18 protein-coding genes, 3 tRNA genes, 1 pseudogene and 1 riboswitch are annotated in these 19,761 nt (G+C 43.7%); of the genes and pseudogenes, 14 read left to right on the top strand and 8 right to left on the bottom strand.

What is annotated here, in order from left to right; translation table 11 throughout:
- Together AB5935_RS12330 and AB5935_RS12325 are read left to right on the top strand one after the other, a co-directional pair.
- Window positions 1–667: sigma 54-interacting transcriptional regulator (locus tag AB5935_RS12330; RefSeq protein ID WP_368327440.1), on the top strand; the 667-nt coding region annotated here is incomplete at its 5' end.
- Window positions 668–672: 5 nt separating this feature from the next.
- Window positions 673–1,995, top strand: a complete 1,323-nt coding sequence (locus AB5935_RS12325; RefSeq protein ID WP_038609786.1) for a sensor histidine kinase — start codon at window positions 673–675, stop codon at window positions 1,993–1,995.
- Between the two features lie 125 nt (window positions 1,996–2,120).
- On the opposite strand, the gene AB5935_RS12320 is transcribed toward AB5935_RS12325, so the two are convergent.
- Entirely contained in the window at window positions 2,121–3,653 is a 1,533-nt protein-coding gene (locus AB5935_RS12320) for a carbon-nitrogen hydrolase family protein (protein WP_007835061.1), read from the bottom strand.
- Window positions 3,654–3,858: 205 nt separating this feature from the next.
- Between AB5935_RS12320 and AB5935_RS12315 the strand changes: the two genes are divergently transcribed.
- The gene (locus AB5935_RS12315; RefSeq protein ID WP_007835058.1) at window positions 3,859–5,361 is read left to right on the top strand and encodes a glutamine synthetase family protein; all 1,503 of its coding nucleotides are present in this window, start codon (window positions 3,859–3,861) and stop codon (window positions 5,359–5,361) included.
- Window positions 5,362–5,485: 124 nt separating this feature from the next.
- Here the strand turns inward: AB5935_RS12315 and AB5935_RS12310 are convergent.
- The 5 genes from AB5935_RS12310 to AB5935_RS12290 all read right to left on the bottom strand — a co-directional run bounded on the left by AB5935_RS12310 (window position 5,486) and on the right by AB5935_RS12290 (window position 9,530).
- Window positions 5,486–5,558: transfer RNA gene (locus tag AB5935_RS12310), tRNA-Gly, on the bottom strand.
- A gap of 15 nt (window positions 5,559–5,573) precedes the next feature.
- A tRNA-Leu gene (locus AB5935_RS12305) sits at window positions 5,574–5,654 on the bottom strand.
- A 47-nt stretch (window positions 5,655–5,701) separates the two neighbouring features.
- Window positions 5,702–5,774, bottom strand: a tRNA-Gly gene (locus AB5935_RS12300).
- 174 nt (window positions 5,775–5,948) lie between these two features.
- Entirely contained in the window at window positions 5,949–7,112 is a 1,164-nt protein-coding gene (nspC, locus tag AB5935_RS12295) for a carboxynorspermidine decarboxylase (protein WP_038609789.1), read from the bottom strand.
- 27 nt (window positions 7,113–7,139) lie between these two features.
- Window positions 7,140–9,530, bottom strand: a complete 2,391-nt coding sequence (locus AB5935_RS12290) for an ATP-dependent helicase (RefSeq protein WP_007851527.1) — start codon at window positions 9,528–9,530, stop codon at window positions 7,140–7,142.
- A gap of 108 nt (window positions 9,531–9,638) precedes the next feature.
- Here AB5935_RS12290 and AB5935_RS12285 point away from each other — a divergent pair, with 108 nt between their 5' ends.
- The 9 genes from AB5935_RS12285 to AB5935_RS12245 all read left to right on the top strand — a co-directional run bounded on the left by AB5935_RS12285 (window position 9,639) and on the right by AB5935_RS12245 (window position 17,060).
- Window positions 9,639–10,256, top strand: coding sequence for a superoxide dismutase (locus AB5935_RS12285; protein WP_007843305.1), 618 nt, complete (start codon window positions 9,639–9,641; stop codon window positions 10,254–10,256).
- 219 nt (window positions 10,257–10,475) lie between these two features.
- Window positions 10,476–10,579, top strand: a riboswitch (TPP riboswitch).
- Between the two features lie 64 nt (window positions 10,580–10,643).
- Window positions 10,644–10,844, top strand: coding sequence for a sulfur carrier protein ThiS (gene thiS, locus AB5935_RS12280; RefSeq protein WP_007835047.1), 201 nt, complete (start codon window positions 10,644–10,646; stop codon window positions 10,842–10,844).
- Window positions 10,834–11,460: a thiamine phosphate synthase gene (locus AB5935_RS12275; RefSeq protein WP_007843306.1), complete on the top strand. Its 627-nt coding sequence runs from the start codon at window positions 10,834–10,836 to the stop codon at window positions 11,458–11,460. The genes thiS and AB5935_RS12275 overlap by 11 nt, the downstream gene beginning before the upstream one ends.
- Before the next feature lie 17 nt (window positions 11,461–11,477).
- Window positions 11,478–12,251: a thiazole synthase gene (locus AB5935_RS12270; protein ID WP_007835036.1), complete on the top strand. Its 774-nt coding sequence runs from the start codon at window positions 11,478–11,480 to the stop codon at window positions 12,249–12,251.
- An 11-nt stretch (window positions 12,252–12,262) separates the two neighbouring features.
- Window positions 12,263–13,960 carry a phosphomethylpyrimidine synthase ThiC gene (gene thiC, locus AB5935_RS12265; RefSeq protein WP_007851526.1) on the top strand — a complete coding sequence of 566 codons (1,698 nt, stop codon included), beginning with the start codon at window positions 12,263–12,265 and terminating at the stop codon, window positions 13,958–13,960.
- A gap of 21 nt (window positions 13,961–13,981) precedes the next feature.
- Window positions 13,982–14,500, top strand: a complete 519-nt coding sequence (locus AB5935_RS12260) for a hypothetical protein (RefSeq protein WP_032950594.1) — start codon at window positions 13,982–13,984, stop codon at window positions 14,498–14,500.
- The gene (locus AB5935_RS12255) at window positions 14,497–15,069 is read left to right on the top strand and encodes a flavodoxin family protein (RefSeq protein ID WP_007835030.1); all 573 of its coding nucleotides are present in this window, start codon (window positions 14,497–14,499) and stop codon (window positions 15,067–15,069) included. Before AB5935_RS12260 ends, AB5935_RS12255 begins: the two co-directional genes overlap by 4 nt.
- Before the next feature lie 91 nt (window positions 15,070–15,160).
- Window positions 15,161–16,291, top strand: coding sequence for a 2-iminoacetate synthase ThiH (thiH, locus tag AB5935_RS12250; protein WP_007835025.1), 1,131 nt, complete (start codon window positions 15,161–15,163; stop codon window positions 16,289–16,291).
- A 37-nt stretch (window positions 16,292–16,328) separates the two neighbouring features.
- Window positions 16,329–17,060, top strand: coding sequence for a HesA/MoeB/ThiF family protein (locus AB5935_RS12245; RefSeq protein ID WP_007843315.1), 732 nt, complete (start codon window positions 16,329–16,331; stop codon window positions 17,058–17,060).
- Window positions 17,061–17,173: 113 nt separating this feature from the next.
- On the opposite strand, the gene AB5935_RS12240 is transcribed toward AB5935_RS12245, so the two are convergent.
- Window positions 17,174–18,298 carry a glutathionylspermidine synthase family protein gene (locus tag AB5935_RS12240; protein ID WP_007835023.1) on the bottom strand — a complete coding sequence of 375 codons (1,125 nt, stop codon included), beginning with the start codon at window positions 18,296–18,298 and terminating at the stop codon, window positions 17,174–17,176.
- Window positions 18,299–18,310: 12 nt separating this feature from the next.
- Window positions 18,311–18,664, bottom strand: coding sequence for a hypothetical protein (locus AB5935_RS12235; RefSeq protein ID WP_007835022.1), 354 nt, complete (start codon window positions 18,662–18,664; stop codon window positions 18,311–18,313).
- Window positions 18,665–18,882: 218 nt separating this feature from the next.
- On the opposite strand from AB5935_RS12235, the gene AB5935_RS12230 reads away from it, so the two are divergent.
- Together AB5935_RS12230 and AB5935_RS12225 are read left to right on the top strand one after the other, a co-directional pair.
- Entirely contained in the window at window positions 18,883–19,491 is a 609-nt protein-coding gene (locus AB5935_RS12230) for a thiamine phosphate synthase (RefSeq protein ID WP_007835020.1), read from the top strand.
- 163 nt (window positions 19,492–19,654) lie between these two features.
- Window positions 19,655–19,761 (top strand): annotated as a pseudogene (locus AB5935_RS12225) (ribose-phosphate pyrophosphokinase); the annotation flags it as partial.

The following is a 19,761-nucleotide window of genomic DNA, read 5'->3' as shown; positions in this document are numbered from 1 at the left end:
TGCCTACGAGAGCCGGCCGGGAAAGTTTGAAGCGGCATCCGGCAGTTCCCTGTTTATGGATGAAATAGGAAATCTCCCTCTAGCCATGCAGGCAAAGTTGCTCACCGTATTACAAAACCGAAAAATTACACGCATCGGCAGTAATAAAGTAATCCCAGTGGATATCCGGCTGCTTTCAGCTACTAACAAGAATATTCAGGAGATGGTGGATTCCGGGACTTTCCGTGAGGACTTATTGTACAGACTGAATACCATCCACCTGGAAATTCCGCCTTTGCGGGAACGGGGGAACGATATACATTTATTCATTGATTATTTTATGCAACGTTATGCCGCCAAATACGAAAAAAAAGATATTTCCTTGCATGAACATGCTTTGGAGAAATTATGTTCTTATCATTGGCCGGGAAATATCCGGGAATTACAACATGCCATCGAGAAAGCGATCATCTTATGTGAAGGAAATGTCATCCGTCCTAAAGACATTTTCGTAAAACAAACCTGGACCCCACAATTCTCCACTACCGTGCCCAATTTGGAAGAAGTGGAACGTCAGGCCATAGCAACAGCTATCCGTCAAAACGATGGAAATCTGACGGCAACAGCCGAACAGTTAGGCATCAGCCGCCAGACACTTTACAATAAGATAAAACGCTTCAAGCTCTGATAATCATGGTATTCAGCAAACATCTATATATGGTTATCCTGAGCTACATCTTATTAATAATCGCTGTGGCCGGAGCAGGGATCGCACTTGTCATTACACATACCGCCCTCATTCTTGGCAGTCTGCTATTCATCTTTTCGCTTTTTTTAATCGAAACTTTGGTAAAACGGTTGAATAAGTTCAATACCAAAATAAGGATATTTCTGGATGCGGTGGAAGATAAAGAGAACATGATATTGTTCAACGAGCAATCGGCAGATAAAGAAATGAATGCACTGAGCCATTCACTAAACCGGATCAATGAATTGCTTGCCACAACGAAATCGCAGAGCCGGATACAGGAGAACTTTTATTACTCTTTACTGGAAGAAGTACCGAATGGAGTGTTAGCGTGGAACTCCGAAAAGAGAGTCATATTTGTGAATGGCGCAGCTTTACGTTTGCTGGGAGTTGAGCCAATCATATTCCTCCGCCAACTGGAAGAGCAATATCCGGCCTTGAAAGATTTCATAGCCCATGGAAATGTGGAAGATTCTTTTCTTTTACAATCCAACTCAAAAAAACAGCTGTCACTATCCATGAACCGGATGAAACTAAATTCAGAAACGATTACCCTGTTGGCTATCAAAGATATCAGCAATGAACTGAGTGAGAAAGAAAGTGAGTCATGGAGCAAACTGACCCGGGTGCTTACTCATGAAATAATGAATACCATCGCTCCTATTGTTTCCCTGTCACAAACACTTTCATTGCGTCCCGGTACGGACGAGAAAGTAATACGAGGACTTGGAGTGATTCGTGAACAGAGCGAAAGATTGATGGAATTCACAGAATCATACCGACGCTTATCGTATATGCCGGAACCGAAAAAGAAGCGATTCTCACTGACCGATTCATTGCACAATCTGGCTCTGTTGCTACAATCTGATTTTGAGAATGCCCATATCTATTTCATTCTGCGCAGTACCCCTTCTGACATATATATTGAGGGCGATGAGAAGCAACTCTCTCAAGTTTTCTTAAATCTGCTGAAGAACAGTATGCAATCATTGGAAGGAAAGACAGACGGACAAATAGAAGTAACACTGGAGGTAACAGACAAACTTTATATAAAACTACTTGACAATGGGCGGGGAATCCCTATGGAGTTACAAGAAAAAATATTCGTTCCTTTCTTTACTACAAAAACAGAAGGGACGGGGATCGGGCTTAGTCTGTGCCGGCAGATTATAAAAAGACATGGGGGTAATCTCTATTTACAGGAAAGCGGACAAGGAAAAACTCTGTTTGTTATTGAATGGCCCATAGTTCCTTTTATTCCGAAATAACAGAGCTCATCACAGGATTACTCTGATTAACACAGATTATTCTTAAAAGTAAAGTGGAAATATAAAATAATAACCACTTATCTATAAACCAGCGTTAACCTAAGTAATCCGTAATGAAACATTTTTTATTTCTTTACCTTCAGTTCATAAAGGTCATGCCTGCGGTCACGCAAATTGCGCACACTGCCATACGTATGCAATTCATTCAACAGATTCAGATCAACATCCGAAACCAGAATCATTTCGGTATTCGGAGTCGCCTCAGCCCGTTTACCATCAGTAGGGAAAGCGAAATCACACGGAGTAAATACACCAGACTGTGCATACTGAATATCCATATTGTGTACACGCGGCAAATTACCCACACTACCGGCTATAACGACAAAACATTCATTCTCGATAGCCCGTGCCTGAGCACAAACACGCACACGAGAATAACCGTTCTGAGTATCAGTCAGGAATGGAACAAACAGAATCTGCATTCCCTGATCGGCCATGATACGAGAAAGTTCGGGAAATTCCACATCATAACAAATCAAAATACCAATCTTAGCGCAATCCGTATCAAAAGTCTGCACCATCTTACCACCCGAAAGACCCCAACTCTTTATCTCATCGGGAGTGACATGTACCTTTTCATACATTTCGTATGAACCGTCACGCCGTACTAAAAAACCAACATTATAAAGCCCTCCGTCCTCTTTTACGTATGGCATACTACCCGTAATGATATTAATATTATAACTGATAGCCAAATTGATAAAACGGTCGCGAACCTCTTCGGTATATTGTGCCAAACCACGAATGCTCTGGGCTTCTCCCAAATGATTGAACTTGGCCATCAACGGCGCATTGAAATATTCCGGAAAAAGAACAAAATCACTCTTATAATCGGAAACGGCATCTACGAAAAACTCAACCTGCTCAAATACATCATCCAATGTTTTATAAGGGCGCATCTGCCATTGCACTAACCCTACACGTACAGTGGTTTTCTTATCCACATAATCCTGCGTAGGCTCCTGATAATAAATATTATCCCATTGCAACAAAGTGGCACAATGCTTGGATTCTTCGTCATTGGGAAGATAATTCTTCATGACACGACGCACATGAAAATCATTGGAAAGCTGAAATGTCAATACTGGATCATAAATCTCACGGGAACGCACCTTATCCAAATATTCCTTAGGACGCATCGTATCCGCATACTTATAATAATTAGGAATACGACCACCGAACATGATCGCTTTCAGATTCAGTTTCTCGCATAATTCTTTCCGGTACTCATACATACGGCGTGCCAGACGCAAACCGCGATAATCCGGATGGATAAACACCTCGATACCATACAAAATATTCCCTTCCGGATTATGCGTACAGAAAGTTTCATTACCAGTTACTTTGGCATAGGTATGATCTCCCTTTACCATATCATAGTCTACAATAATAGAAAGAGCACATCCCACTATCTTATCGTCTACCACCGTTACTACTTGCCCTTCCGGAAAAATTCGGATAAGCGTTTCTATTTGCTCGTGTGTCCAAAACACATCCTTATCCGCATACACCCGCTTGAATGATTGTGATAATTGGATGTAATCTTCGATCTGTAAATTCCGGACCTCTACTTTATTAATTTTATGCATCGGTTCCATAATGATTCTCTTATTTATATTTTAAAACAGCGGTGCAAAGGTAGGACAAATTATAAAACGATGTTCTCCCAAACAGAAAAAGATAAAGAGAATATCACTCAGTATGAAAGAAAATATCTATGAACTTTTCATAGGATTTTCAGAAAACTTTTTGTTATCTTTGGAAAGTTAACCCAATAACAAACAAAAAACAACCAATTTTGCTATGAATAAAGAATTAATAATGAACCCTAACCAATTGGTGGCATTTCTAGAAAAACCTTGTGCAGAGTTTACCAAAGAAGACATAAAACGATACATTCAGCAGAATGGCATCCGTATGGTCAACTTTATGTATCCTGCCGGAGACGGACGACTGAAGACATTGAATTTCGTTATCAACAACCAAGCATATCTAGATGCTATCCTGACTTGCGGGGAGCGAGTGGACGGTTCCAGCCTATTTCCATTCATTGAGGCGGGCAGCAGTGATCTATATGTAATTCCCCGATTCCGGACGGCTTTTTTAGATCCTTTTGCCGAGATCCCCACACTTTCCATGCTTTGCTCTTTCTTTAACAAGGATGGAAAGCCGTTGGAAAGTTCACCCGAACATACCTTACACAAAGCATGCAAGGCATTCAATAAAATAACCGGTATGGAATTTCAGGCTATGGGAGAATTGGAGTACTATGTAATTGCTCCGGATACAAATATGTTCGAGGCAACAGACCAGAAAGGTTATCATGAATCAGCACCATACGCCAAGTTCAATGATTTCCGTACCCAGTGCATGGTCTATATTGCACAAGCAGGCGGACAAATAAAGTATGGACACTCCGAAGTAGGTAATTTTACCTTGAATGGCATGATATATGAACAGAATGAAATAGAATTCCTGCCTGTCAATGCCGAAGATGCGGCAGACCAATTGATGATTGCCAAATGGATTATACGTAATCTGGCCTATAAACATGGTTATAACATTACTTTCGCGCCTAAAATAACTACAGGAAAAGCTGGTTCCGGATTGCATATCCACATGCGTATCATGAAAGATGGACAAAACCAAATGTTGAAAGAAGGTGTTTTATCAGAAACAGCACGCAAAGCTATTGCTGGCATAATGGAACTTGCTCCATCCATCACTGCATTCGGTAACACCAATCCTACTTCTTATTTCCGCCTGGTTCCCCATCAGGAAGCGCCAACTAATATTTGCTGGGGTGACCGCAACCGTTCAGTATTGGTACGCGTACCTCTAGGATGGGCAGCTAAAACAGATATGTGCATGACTGCCAATCCACTGGAAACGGAAAGCCATTATGATACCACACAAAAACAAACGGTGGAAATGCGATCACCGGACGGATCGGCCGATCTCTACCAACTGATAGCAGGACTAGCTGTAGCCTGCCGCCATGGTTTTGAAATAGAAAATGCACTAGACATTGCAGAAAAAACTTACGTAAACGTCAATATTCATCAGAAAGAAAATGCAGACAAACTGAAGGCATTGACCCAGCTTCCCGATAGCTGTACGGCTTCCGCAGCCTGTTTGCAGCAACAGCGCGAAATATTCCAAAAACATAATGTGTTCAGCCCTACTATGATTGATGGAATCATCAGCAAATTAACTGGCTATAACGATCTGACTTTACGTAACGACTTGAAAGATAATCCGGAAGGAATGTTAGCGTTGGTCAATAAATATTTCCATTGCGGATGATTTGACTAAAACAGCGGGAGGAGGGTATATCAATATTTATTGATTTGACCTTCTTCCGTTTTCTACATTCACGCCATGATAAATAAAAAAGATCAATGTATTTCTACACTGGTCTTTTCTTTTGAGCGGAAAACGAGACTCGAACTCGCGACCCTAACCTTGGCAAGGTTATGCTCTACCAACTGAGCTATTTCCGCAAACCTCTAACATAGTGCCCAGAACAGGACTCGAACCTGCATGCCTCTCGACACACGCACCTGAAACGTGCGCGTCTACCATTCCGCCACCTGGGCATTCTGTGTAACACTCTTGTCACAACGCACAAAATTTTATTTATGTGAGCGGAAAACGAGACTCGAACTCGCGACCCTAACCTTGGCAAGGTTATGCTCTACCAACTGAGCTATTTCCGCAAATATCCGCCTTCGGTCTTTAACTATTTCTCAGCTGTTTCCCGATTGCGGATGCAAAGGTAGTGCTTTTTTCTAAACTTCCAAAAGTTTTCTATACTTTTTATAGCACTTTTATTACATTATTTCATCAATTTCCTCATAATCAATACAAACCAAAAGTTTTTTTAATTACCATCAGGACATGCGATCACGATAGTCCTCATACCGGAAGTCTTTATATACTTCCAATGTATTATCTGTATGCCAAATAGCGATAGAAGGGTGATGGATTCCATTAAACATATTTGTTTTTACCATAGTGTAATGAATCATATCTTCCAGAACAATGCGTTCTCCTACCTGTAACGGATGGTCAAAACGCCAGCTACCCATATAGTCGCCACTTAAACAACTGTTTCCACCCAAACGGTAGATATTCTCTTCCGTTAAAGCTGTTTTTATCGCATCGACAGGTAAAGCTTCGGCACCACGCACTGCCGGCTGATAGGGCATTTCAAGACAATCGGGCATGTGACAAGTAAAACTAACATCCAGAATCGCAGTTTTTATCCCCCGGTTTTCCACTATATCGACAACAGAAGCGACCAAAGGTCCGGTCTGCCAAGTAAAAGCCGAACCCGGTTCTAAAATAATCTCCAAATGAGGATAACGGGCTTTCAATCCTTTTAATAAAGAAATAAGATGCTCCGTATCATAATCTTTACGTGTCATCAGGTGCCCCCCTCCCAAATTCAACCATTTTATTTGTGGGAACCAACGGGCAAACGTCTCTTCTATGTGCTGCAAAGTATGTTCCAATTCATAAGAACTGGATTCACAATGACAATGACAATGGAAGCCTTCGATACCCTCCGGTAAAGTCTCGGGAAGCAAATCGGCCGTCACCCCAAAACGTGTACCGGGAGCACAAGGATTATAAAGTTCCACCTCTACTTCCGAATATTCAGGATTAATACGGATACCACAGGATATCTTTTCTCCAGAGGCCTTAACCATAGGATAAAAACGCCGGAACTGACTGAAGGAGTTAAAGGTTATATGACTGCTGCATTGCATGATAACCGGAAAATCAGTATCCGTATACGCCGGAGAATAAGTATGGGCCTTACTGCCAAATTCTTCATATGCCAAACGGGCTTCATATACAGAGCTAGCTGTAGTATAACGGATGTATTCCCTAAAAACGGGAAATGATTTCCACATGGCAAAAGATTTGAAAGCCAAGATGATCTCAACTCCGGCCCGGTCTGCCACACTCTTTATCAAACTCAGATTCTTTCTGAGCAATGCTTCATCCATCACATAGCATGGAGAAGGTACTTTATGGATATCTATCATTTTTGTATCAGAATTCTATTAGAATATTTATTCCACAACTTTGAACCGGGCGAATTTCAGCAATAATTGTTTCTCTCCGGCATTCCGGAAACGGACAGTCGCCTTGCTGTTCTCACCGGTTCCTTCCACTTTTATCACATCGCCTATTCCAAAGCGTTCATGCTCTATCACCTGCCCTGCCAGCACATTCACCGGCAAGGTTCCCGCCGCGGACGGCTTTGAGACCGTAGCAAGACCTACCTTAGTCAAATTGCGCGGCACACTGGGACGGATAATCTCAGCTTTCGGTCTTTCTCCAACAAAAAATGATTTCTGACCACCAGACAAATTTGATGAAGAACGCCCATAAGAAGGCTGCGAAGCAGATTCGTCAAACAAGAAACGAGACGCACGTTCATTTTGCTCACGACAGAAACGGCTGGCTCTCTCGTCTATTCTCCGGGCCATCTGTTCCTCCTGAGGCAGCTTCAGGAAATGTACATCAATATCTTTCAAGAAACGGCTCGGGCTACTGAACTCCATCTTTCCATATTTAAACCGGCTCTTGGCAAAAGACAAATAGCAATGCTCCTCGGCACGTGTAATCGCCACATAAAACAAGCGGCGCTCCTCTTCCAATTCCTTATACGAATTGAGTGACAAAGCACTGGGAAACAAGTTCTCTTCCAACCCAACTACAAAAACGTTTTTAAACTCCAAGCCTTTAGCAGAGTGAATGGTCATCAAGGTTATCTTCTCAGCATCCTCCTCTTTCTCGTTATCCTGGTCTGTCAGCAGAGAAACCTCCGACAGGAAATCCGTCAACAGGATGTTCTCATTCCCTTCTTCTTCACGGATTGCACAAAAATCATGCATACCGTTTATCAGTTCTTCAATATTCTCCTGACGGCTCAGGTTTTCCGGATCATTGCTCTGATAAATCTCATTCATAATGCCGGACTGACGAACAATCATTGCCCCCAATTCATATGCATTCTTTTTCGGGATCTCCACTATAAAACTTTTTACCAGTTCACGAAACCCCTGTAACTTGGTATGCATCCCCTTGTTAATATTCAAGCCGTATGCCAACGGCTCTTCCAAAACCATCCAAAGACTAACATGATGCTGTGCAGCCGCATCAATAACTTTGTTCAACGTAGTATCCCCGATTCCTCGCACCGGATAATTCAATACCCGCTTAAAAGCCTCCTCATCATTCGGATTTACCGCCAGACGAAAGTAAGAAATAACGTCTTTAATCTCCTTGCGTTGATAAAAAGAAAGTCCTCCATAAATTTTATAAGGTAGGCTACGCTTCCGCAAAGCCTCCTCGAAAATACGGCTTTGAGCATTTGTACGGTATAAAATAGCAAAATCATTATAAGAATAATGTTCCCGTGAACGCAGTTTCACAATCTGGTTGGCAACAATCTCCCCTTCCTCCACATCACTGTAGGCATTGAAAACTCCGATAGGCTCCCCCTTCGCTTTTTCTGAAAATACCTCCTTCTTTATCTGCTCGCTATTTTTCTCTATCAGGCTGTTTGCCGCACACACAATGGTCTGGGTAGAACGATAGTTCTGCTCCAGTTTAAAAAGCTTGGCCCCCTTATACAGTTGAGTAAATTTCAATATATTGTCAATATTAGCCCCTCGGAAGGAATAAATACTCTGCGCATCATCCCCCACCACGCATACACGCTGATGCTCCTGGGTAAGCTGAAGCACAATGCTGTGTTGCGCAAAATTGGTGTCCTGATACTCATCCACCAGCACATAACGAAACTGCTCCGCATACTTACGGCAAATTTCAGGATGATCGCGGAATAACATATAAGTATAAAGCAGCAAATCATCAAAATCCATCGCATCGCTTTGACGGCAACGTTCCCAATATTGCCGGTAAATATCACGGGTGGCGGGTACTTTGGCATTCAAATCATACTGATAAAGCTCTGCGTTCGAAACATATGCATCAGGAAAAACCAAATGATTTTTCGCATTGCTGATACGCGCCTGTATCAACCCTGATTTATAGGTTTTATCATCCAATTGCATTTCTTTTACAATAGACTTGATCAAACTCTTCGAATCTGAAGAATCATAGATGGTAAAATTGGAGCTAAAGCCGATAACCTGTGCCTCACACCGCAGGATACGCGAAAAAATGGAATGGAACGTCCCCATCCATAAATAGCGTGCCTGATCGCCCACCTGACGGGCTATACGCTCTTTCATTTCGCGAGCAGCCTTATTGGTAAAAGTCAATGCCAAAATAGACCAAGGAGTATATCCCTGCTCCAGTAAATAAGCTATCTTATAAGTCAACACGCGTGTTTTCCCCGAACCTGCTCCAGCTATCACCAAAGAGGGACCCTCGTTGTAAAGCACTGCATCGCGCTGGCTTTCATTCAATTCTTCTAAATAATTCGTCATAAATTTCACCTTTCGCCTGCAAAGATAGAGAAAGTTTGAGTTTATCAGAACAATTCCATGCCCAATAATGTTATTATGATAGAAGTTTAATTAAAACCTCGACTAAAAATGAATATATTATTAACCACTTTAATTTCATTAGTTATGACTTACGAAATGCCAAAACTCCCGTATGCAAATAACGGACTCGAACCTGTAATCAGTCAGGCTACTATAGACTACCATTATGGCAAGCACTTACAAACATATGTAAACAATTTGAACTCTTTAGTTCCAGGTACGGAATTTGAAGGAAAGTCCGTAGAGGAAATTGTTACATCAGCTCCCGACGGAGCGATATTCAATAACGCCGGACAAGTATTAAACCATACATTATATTTCCTTCAGTTCACCCCCAAACCCAGCAAGCATGAACCGTCCGGAAAACTAGCAGAAGCCATCAACCGAGACTTCGGAAGCTTTGAAAACTTCAAGAAAGAATTCAACACCGCTTCCACAGGACTGTTCGGTTCGGGCTGGGCTTGGCTTTCTGTAGACAAGCAGGGAAAACTACATATCACCAAAGAACCTAACGGAAGCAACCCGTGGCGTGCAGGACTGAAACCATTGCTGGGTTTCGATGTATGGGAACATGCTTACTATCTGGATTACCAGAACCGCCGTGCAGATCATGTGAACAAGTTATGGGAAATCATTGACTGGGATGTAGTAGAAAAACGTCTATAAAAGGACCCTTAACTATACATCATAATAAGGCTGCCTCGCCCCTATTCATTCAGGGAGCGGGGCAATCTGCTTTAAGATGCAAAGATACAGCAGATATGCATTCATCCTTTTACAAGAATAAACAAGCACAATGCAAGATAATCATAAAAAAACATTCTTCCACAAAAAATAAAGCAGTCTGTTGTAGCATTATTCATTTCTTTCCCATATCTTTGCCATCGTAAAACAAAGGGGTGCCCCACGTAAACAGCGGACGGGCTGAGATTATACCCTGTGAACCTGATGCGGTTAGTACCGCCGAAGGGATTGTTACTTCTTACCTCATACCATCCGGTCAAAAAGCAACTCTTTGTATTTACAAGTAAATTCATAAACTGATATTATAGTATGAAACTGACAGTAAACAGCAAAGAAACCGAAGTAAAGGACGGATGCACCGTAGCCGAACTTTCCACCTTTCTGACACTTCCTGAGAAAGGTATCGCCATAGCGGTAAACAACCGGATGGTCCCCCGTATAGAGTGGGAGAAATGTGTGTTACACCCCAATGACAGTCTGGTAGTCATTAAAGCTGCATGTGGAGGATAAGACCGTGGAACTTCAATTCATCACTCACTTCACCGACACATATTCCTATTATGATTCCGCACGCATGGCCTTGGAAGGCGGTTGCCGCTGGATCCAGCTACGTATGAAAGACACTTCCGTTGACGAAGTGGAACGGGAAGCCATACGTCTGCAAGGCTTATGCAAAGACTACGGAGCAACATTTATCATAGACGACCACGTGGAGTTGGTCAATAAAATTCATGCCGACGGAGTGCATTTGGGAAAAAAGGATATGCCCGTAGCCGAAGCACGGAAAATATTAGGAAAAGAATTCATCATCGGAGGCACCGCCAATACATTTGACGATGTAAAGATGCATTACGAAGCTGGAGCTGACTACATCGGCTGTGGCCCGTTCCGTTTTACTACCACAAAAAAGGATCTCTCTCCAGTGCTGGGACTAGAAGGTTACCGTTCCATTATTCAGCAAATGAAAGAGGCAGATATCCATCTGCCCATCGTCGCCATCGGGGGAATTACTTTGGAAGATATCCCTTCCATCATGGAAACGGGAATCACCGACATTGCTTTGAGCGGAACCATACTCCGGGCGAAAGACCCGGTAGCGGAAACTAAACGAATCATGAATTTATAATAAAATCACAAAATACAATGAAGAAACTGATTATAGCTGAAAAAGAATTTAATTCCCGTTTATTTCTGGGAACCGGTAAATTCAATTCAAATACCGTAATGGAAGAAGCCATTCTGGCATCAGGATGTGAAATGGTAACCGTAGCCATGAAACGCATTGAATTGGACGATAAGGAAGATGATATGCTGAAACATATCATTCACCCTCACATACAGCTATTGCCCAATACCTCCGGTGTGCGCACAGCCGAAGAAGCCGTCTTTGCCGCACAAATGGCCCGCGAGGCTTTTGGCACCAACTGGCTGAAACTGGAAATCCATCCCGATCCGCGCTACTTGTTGCCGGATTCTACCGAAACATTGAAAGCAACCGAGGAACTAGTCAAACTAGGTTTCGTCGTATTGCCCTATTGTCAGGCAGATCCTACATTGTGCAAACGGCTGGAAGAGGTAGGAGCAGCAACTGTCATGCCGCTTGCCGCCCCCATCGGGACAAACAAAGGCTTGCAGACACGTGACTTCCTGCGCATCATTATCGAACAAGCTTCCGTTCCTGTGGTAGTGGACGCCGGAATAGGTGCCCCCAGCCATGCTGCCGAAGCGATGGAAATGGGCGCGGACGCCTGTCTGGTCAATACAGCCATCGCAGTAGCCGGTCAGCCGGTAGTCATGGCAACAGCCTTCAAGGAAGCTGTCATTGCCGGACGCCGCGCTTATGAAGCAGGCTTAGGAGCAGTAGGACAGAACTTGATCGCATCTGCCTCATCCCCTTTAACTTCATTCTTAGATTAAACAGAAATATGATGGACAAAAAGCAAGATCAAAAAGCATACGCTCATGCCGAAAAGGCATATATGCAAGGAACCCTGTTTTCATACATCAAAGTAGGAATGCAGAAAGTAAACCTGACTCCTACTGTGAATATAGTGAACGGTGAAAAAGTAATAACGCCCAATGCTCCCGTTTATATTTATGACACCAGCGGCCCATTCAGTGACCCCAATATGGAAATCGATCTGAAAAAAGGACTTCCCCGTATACGCGAAAGCTGGATTACCGGACGGGGAGACGTAGAACAACTGCCCTCCATCACTTCAGAATACGGAAAGATGCGCCGCGACGATAAAAGTCTGGACCACCTGCGCTTTGAACACATCGCCCTGCCCTATCGTGCCAAAGCTGGAAAGGCCATCACACAAATGGCATACGCCAAAGCTGGCATCGTTACACCGGAAATGGAATATGTAGCCATCCGTGAAAACATGAATTGCCGGGAACTGGGCATCGACACCTTTATCACCCCTGAATTCGTACGTGATGAAATAGCCGCAGGGCGTGCCGTACTTCCCGCCAATATCAACCACCCCGAAAGCGAGCCTATGATTATCGGCAGGAACTTTTTAGTGAAGATCAACACGAACATCGGAAACTCCGCCACCACTTCCTCCATTGACGAAGAGGTGGAAAAAGCCGTGTGGAGCTGCAAATGGGGAGGTGACACCCTGATGGATCTCTCGACCGGCGATAACATTCACGAAACACGCGAATGGATTGTCCGCAACTGTCCTGTCCCCGTAGGTACCGTACCTATCTATCAGGCATTAGAGAAAGTAAACGGTAAAGTAGAGGATCTGAATTGGGAGATTTATAAAGATACATTAATCGAACAATGCGAACAAGGAGTGGATTACTTTACCATCCATGCCGGAATACGCCGCCAAAATGTACATCTGGCTGACAAACGTTTGTGCGGCATCGTAAGCCGCGGAGGCAGCATCATGAGCAAGTGGTGTCTGGTACATGACAAGGAAAGTTTCTTATATGAGCATTTTGACGACATCTGTGATATTCTGGCACAATACGATGTAGCCGTATCCTTGGGTGACGGACTTCGTCCGGGCTGTATCGCTGATGCCAATGACGAGGCACAGTTTGCCGAACTAGATACCATGGGTGAACTTGTACTCCGCGCATGGGACAAAAACGTACAGGCATTCATTGAGGGACCGGGACATGTACCTTTGCATAAAATCAAAGAAAACATGGAACGCCAGATCTCTCACTGCCACAATGCACCGTTCTACACCCTCGGTCCGCTGGTAACGGACATCGCTCCGGGATATGACCATATCACTTCGGCCATCGGTGCCGCACAAATCGGCTGGCTGGGCACTGCTATGCTATGCTATGTCACCCCGAAAGAACATTTGGGATTGCCCAACAAAGAAGATGTACGCGTTGGTGTCATCACTTACAAGATTGCCGCCCATGCAGCCGATCTGGCGAAAGGGCATCCGGGCGCACAGATCCGTGACAATGCTTTAAGCAAGGCACGTTACGAATTCCGTTGGCGCGACCAGTTCCATCTGAGTCTGGATCCCGACCGCGCTTTGGAATACTTCAATGAAGGCCGCCATACGGACGGTGAGTACTGTACCATGTGCGGCCCCAACTTCTGCGCCATGAAACTGAGCCGCGACTTGAAGAACGTGGGTAATTAAACAGCTGACTTTGTGAAAACTATGGAAGATTTCAAGAAAGCACTTGAAGGAACTTTAGGAAGAAAACACATAGACAACATAGTGGATCAAGTAGCCGGCTCCCCCGACCGCTTTGATGCTCTTTATACTCTGACACAGCATGAAGAAACAAAGATAGCTTGGCATGCCACTTGGGCTTGTGAAAAACTGAGCATCCTCCTCCCTTCCCTATTGATGGATAAAAGGGAGGAACTGATGCTGCGGGTCATGCAATGCCCCCATGACGGAACAAGACGTCTGCTACTGAATATCCTTCATCATCTTCCTGTCCCAAAGCCTGTCAACGCAGCTTTCTTTGATTTCTGCCTTCAAGGCATGCTGTCTTCTGCCGAAAGCGCATCCGGACAAGCTGTCTGCATGAAACTTGCCTACGACATCTGCCTGGAAGAACCGGAACTGACAGGAGAACTGAAAGCATACTTGGAAAATATGGAACCGGAATACTATACGGTCGCCGTGCAATGTGCCCGCAACAACATCCTAAAAAAAATAAGGAAATGAAGATATTGATACTCAACGGAAGCCCACGTAACCAAGGACTTATCAGCCAAATGCTGGACATCATGACCGAAGAAGCCCGCATACGTGGCGCCGAAGTGGAAGTAATACCCATCCGTAAATTGCAGGTGCACCCCTGTACAGGATGCATGGCTTGCCGCAGCCGACAGACCTGTGTCCTACCCGAAGACGACGCGCAGCACACGCTTCAAAAGATACAATGGGCAGACGTGCTGATCGTTGGCTCACCTTGCTATTGGGGAAATATGAACGGACATATGAAAGTAGTGTTCGACCGCATCGTGTACGGCATGATGGGAGAAAGTCCGAAAGGGCTCCCTCAAGCGTTGCATAAAGGCAAGAAAGCAGTCATCGTAAGCACCTGCTCCACCCCATGGCCATTCAATATCTGGTTTAACCAGACACGCGGCGTAGTAAAAGCGTTGCGCGAAATTCTGAAGTGGAGCGGATTCTCTATCAAAGGCGTTATCCAGAAGGGAGGAACAAAACAACATCCCGAACTGACGGAAAACGACAAAAAGAAATGTAGAAAAATAATAAGGAAATTATAGCTTGAAGCCTGATAAAATGCCGGAAAGGCTTAAACAGACTTTTATAAAAGCAAAATCATCTTATGAACAATAACAAGAAAAAATAACAATCATGTTTTCAGAAGAACTTGAAAAAATAGATTGGGAAAAGATCACCAAAGCCATCTACTCCAAAACCGAACATGACGTGCTCCGCGCCCTTGGTAAGGAACATTGCGATGTGGACGACTTTATGGCACTCATCTCCCCCGCAGCAGCAAAATACCTAGAGCCGATGGCGCAACTAAGCAAAAGATATACCGAAGAACGTTTCGGCAAAACCATTTCCATGTTTATACCGCTGTATATAACAAACTCCTGCACCAATTCTTGCGTGTATTGTGGTTTTCATATCAGCAACCCGATGGCTCGTACCATCCTCACCCCCGAACAGATTGAAGATGAATACAAAGCCATCAAAAGACTTGGTCCTTTTGAAAACCTATTACTAGTGACCGGAGAAAATCCGGCAAAAGCCGGAGTCCCTTATCTGGCCAAAGCCTTGGACATCGCCAAAAAATATTTCAGCAATTTGAAAATAGAGGTAATGCCCCTCAAAGCCGAAGAATATGCCGAACTGAAAGAACACGGACTAAATGGAGTCATTTGCTTTCAGGAAACTTACAACAAAGCCCGTTATAATATATACCACCCACGCGGAATGAAATCCAAATTCGAGTGGCGGGTAAACAGCTTCGACCGTATGGGACAGGCAGGAGTCCACTCCATAGGCATGGGGGTACTCATCGGATTGGAAGAATGGCGCACCGATGTGACCATGATGGCTTATCACTTGCGTTATCTTCAGAAAAAGTATTGGAAAACCAAATACAGTGTAAACTTCCCTCGTATGCGTCCGGCAGAAAACGGTGGTTTCCAGCCGAATGTCATCATGAATGACCGTGAATTGGCGCAGCTCACTTTTGCCATGCGCATCTTCGACCACGATGTGGACATCTCCTACTCCACCCGTGAGCCGGCACAAATCCGCGACAACATGGCAAGACTCGGAGTGACTACCATGAGCGCTGAAAGCAAAACCGAACCGGGAGGATACTATACCTATCCGCAAGCTTTGGAACAATTCCATGTAAGCGATGAACGTACAGCTATGGAAGTGGAAAACGCACTGAAATCATTAGGAAGGGAACCGGTATGGAAAGACTGGGATGTTTCTTTTGACAAGTTCACACCAATGCGATAGATATTACCCATATTTTTAAAGGAATGGGGCTGTATCAATGATACAAAGCCCCTTTTTCAACTTAACAACAAAGAAAGTGGAAAGATATAACCGTCAAATCATTCTCCCTGAATTGGGAGAAAAAGGACAACAACGGCTTCAACAAGCCAAAGTACTTATAGTCGGTGTAGGCGGTCTGGGATCTCCTGTTGCCTTGTACTTGACAGGAGCCGGAGTAGGTACCATTGGATTAGTAGACGATGATATGGTAAGTGTCAGCAACTTGCAACGTCAAGTACTTTATAGTGAAGCCGAGGTAGGTATGCCCAAAGCCATCCAAGCCAAGAAACGTCTCGAAGCCCTGAACCATGATGTGCAAATCAATGCCTATCCCACAAGACTGACTAAAGAGAATGCGGATGAAATCATCCGCACCTACGATATCATTATAGACGGATGTGATAATTTCGCTACCCGCTACCTCATTAATGACATCTGTGTGAAATGGGGAAAAGTCTATGTATATGGCGCCATCCGCGCCTTCGAAGGTCAAGTATCCGTCTTCAATTACCGGGGAGGTCCCGATTACCGCCACTTTTTCCCCGATGAAGCAGAAATGCTGTCCATGCCTCATCCACCCAAAGGAGTATTGGGTGTAACCCCTGGCATGATAGGTTGCGCCGAAGCCGCTGAAGTGTTGAAGATTATAGGTGAATATGGCGAAGTGCTAAGCGGCAAATTATGGACGATTAACGTGAAAACGATGGAAACCCATCTCATTTCTTTTTAGAGGAATCGAACCGGCCCTATTCAAAAGACATTTAATTCCTCAATTATGTGCCAACAGCCGAGGCATGACGACATCCGTCGCCCGGCTCCGACTGGCACATAAATAGTTTGACTTTATCCTATAATATGTGGTACAAACTCGGACAAGTTATCCGTAACCTCCATACGATTTTCGCGAATACCGATGCCCGCAGCCTCTCCTCCTATAATCCAAGAGCCAATAACTGGATATCTGCCACTGTACACTGTCGGTTCCACATACTCCTGATATACATAAGCTCCAGTGTTATAATCACCCTCCGTTTCAGCTATACGTACATGTTCCTCCCAATTCCGGATATCAACAACGCTTACATTATGACCTTCACGAGAGAAGACCGGTTTTTTACAAAACAAACCCGACCGAGGGCGCGACAAATAACAAGGAAGCACATAAGGAGAATCCGGAAACAACTCGTACAATGTGGCAAGGATCGCTTTATTGGACATCACCAATTTCCATATCGGCTCCAACCATTCCATTTCCGCCAGACATCCGTCAGGACTTTCGTCCACCATCCACTCCCACGGATAAAGTTTAAAGCACCGGTTCACTAGTTCACCTGCCGGATCAAAAAATCGTCCATTCTGCAAATCCAGCGCCTGCATATCTAATACTCGGGTAGAAAACCCAGCCTCCATCGCCGTACTTGCCAGATATTGCAACGTTCCTGTATCTTCATTATTCTCTAATGCACCGGCAAAATAAATCTCTCCTTTTTTGGGGAAAATATCTTTCCATGACTGCACCAATCCTTCATGAATGCCATTAAACTGGTCGCATTCCGGAAAAACATCTTCTTTCCATTGCCATTGGATAACAGATGCCTCAAGCAAAGAAGTCGGTGTATCAGCATTGAACTCCAATATTTTCGGAGTACCATCCTTGGCTAATATAAAATCAAAACGACCATACAGACTTAACTCATCCGCATCCCAAGAAGCACGAATACGCTCACCAATCTCCTTCGGAATATTCAACGCACGCTCCATAAATTCCGGGTTATCCTCAATAATGAATTGGGCAGCCTCACAATACAGGTGGTACGCCTCATTGGTCGCTTCCTCCAAACAAGCTGTTTCTTCAGCCGTAAAATGATAATATGCTTCCTCGCGCCAATAATCACCATGAAAATCAAACCCCAGCGCTTCTATTTTCTCACGGTAATCCAGACGTGGCGTAACTGGTATTCTTTTCATATCCGCTTCCTGTTAACTATGAACACCGGATGAACGGCGTGTTTTCCCAAAAACACTTCCGCTCGATTTTGATTTTGCAGACGATTTTGACCCCACATTCACTTTTGAAGGAGCATCCACTTTCGTTCCGTTAGCATCTGTCCACGAATCAGATTTGGGATAATAATAATGTGTGGTAGAAAGTCCGTTGGCCATAGACGGCATTAATGCCCAACGCATCAGCATAGCGTTGTAAATCCAACTGTTTCCCTGATGATCACGGTACTCTTCTTGATCTTTAGGATTCTCAGGCAATTCCGTTTTTTGCGTACATCCGGCAAGCGCCATCAAGCAAAATGCAGCTGCAAGAAATTGTTTTTTATTCATAATTCTATCTATTCGTCTTGTTTATTAGCGCAAAAGTAAATAAAAAACGCCTATTTCATGCAGGTACGCACACATTATTTAAAACTTTTCCATCGCATGAATTACATTTTCAGGGAAAGTATCCTATTGATTTACAGGCTTATCAAAAATAAATCTATAAATCCACTAGGATTATTACAAATAGGTTGCTATCTTTGCTTAGCAATTAGTCATAAGGTATGAAGTTAATTCTAATAACACCCCCCACTTATTTTGTGGAGGAAGATAAAATAATTACAGCTCTTTTCGAGGAGGGGCTAGATACACTCCATCTGCGAAAGCCCGGTACGGCACCTATGTTTGCAGAACGTCTGCTAACCCTTATCCCCGAACAATATCACAAACGCATCGTGGTTCACGGACATTTTTATCTGAAAGAGGAATACAAACTGAAAGGAATTCACCTGAACGGCCGTAATCCGAATCTGCCGGAAGGATACAAAGGACATGTCAGTTGTTCCTGCCATTCGCTAGACGAAGTTAAAGAGCACAAATCTGGTTGCGATTATGTATTTCTGAGTCCGGTATTCAATAGTATATCCAAGTTGAATTATAACTCGGCATACACCGCCGAAGAACTCCGTGCCGCCGCCAAAGCGAGCATTATCGACAAGAAAGTCATAGCTTTGGGAGGCATTGACGAAGAAAACTTGCTGGAGGTAAAGGACTTTGGTTTCGGAGGAGCCGCCATATTGGGCGCCCTTTGGAATAAATTCGATGCATGTACTGACCGCGATTACCGATGCGTGATAGAACATTTCCGGAAATTAAGAGATTTAGCAGACTGATTTATCAAAAAATTTAGAATAGAAGTCTAAAAAACGAAGAATATGCTTCACACCAAACATGTTACAATAATGAGAAGTTATTTTTAAATTTCTATTTTTAATTTCTAATTATAATACGTACCTTTGCACGCAAATTAACAAATAGGTAATATCTATTACAAAAATGAGCAAAACATCACCTTTTATGGTATTCTCAGGAACAAATTCGAGATACCTTGCAGAAAAGATTTGCAACAGCCTCGGTTGCGAATTAGGAAACATGAACATCAT

It is taken from the genome of Phocaeicola sp. RTP21198st1_B8_RTP21198_201120, from assembly GCF_040929485.1.
In the GTDB taxonomy this organism is placed as follows: Bacteria; Bacteroidota; Bacteroidia; order Bacteroidales; family Bacteroidaceae; genus Phocaeicola; species Phocaeicola dorei.
The sequence above is the reverse complement of the archived record's forward strand: the minus strand, read 5'-3'. Positions and strand labels throughout refer to the sequence as shown.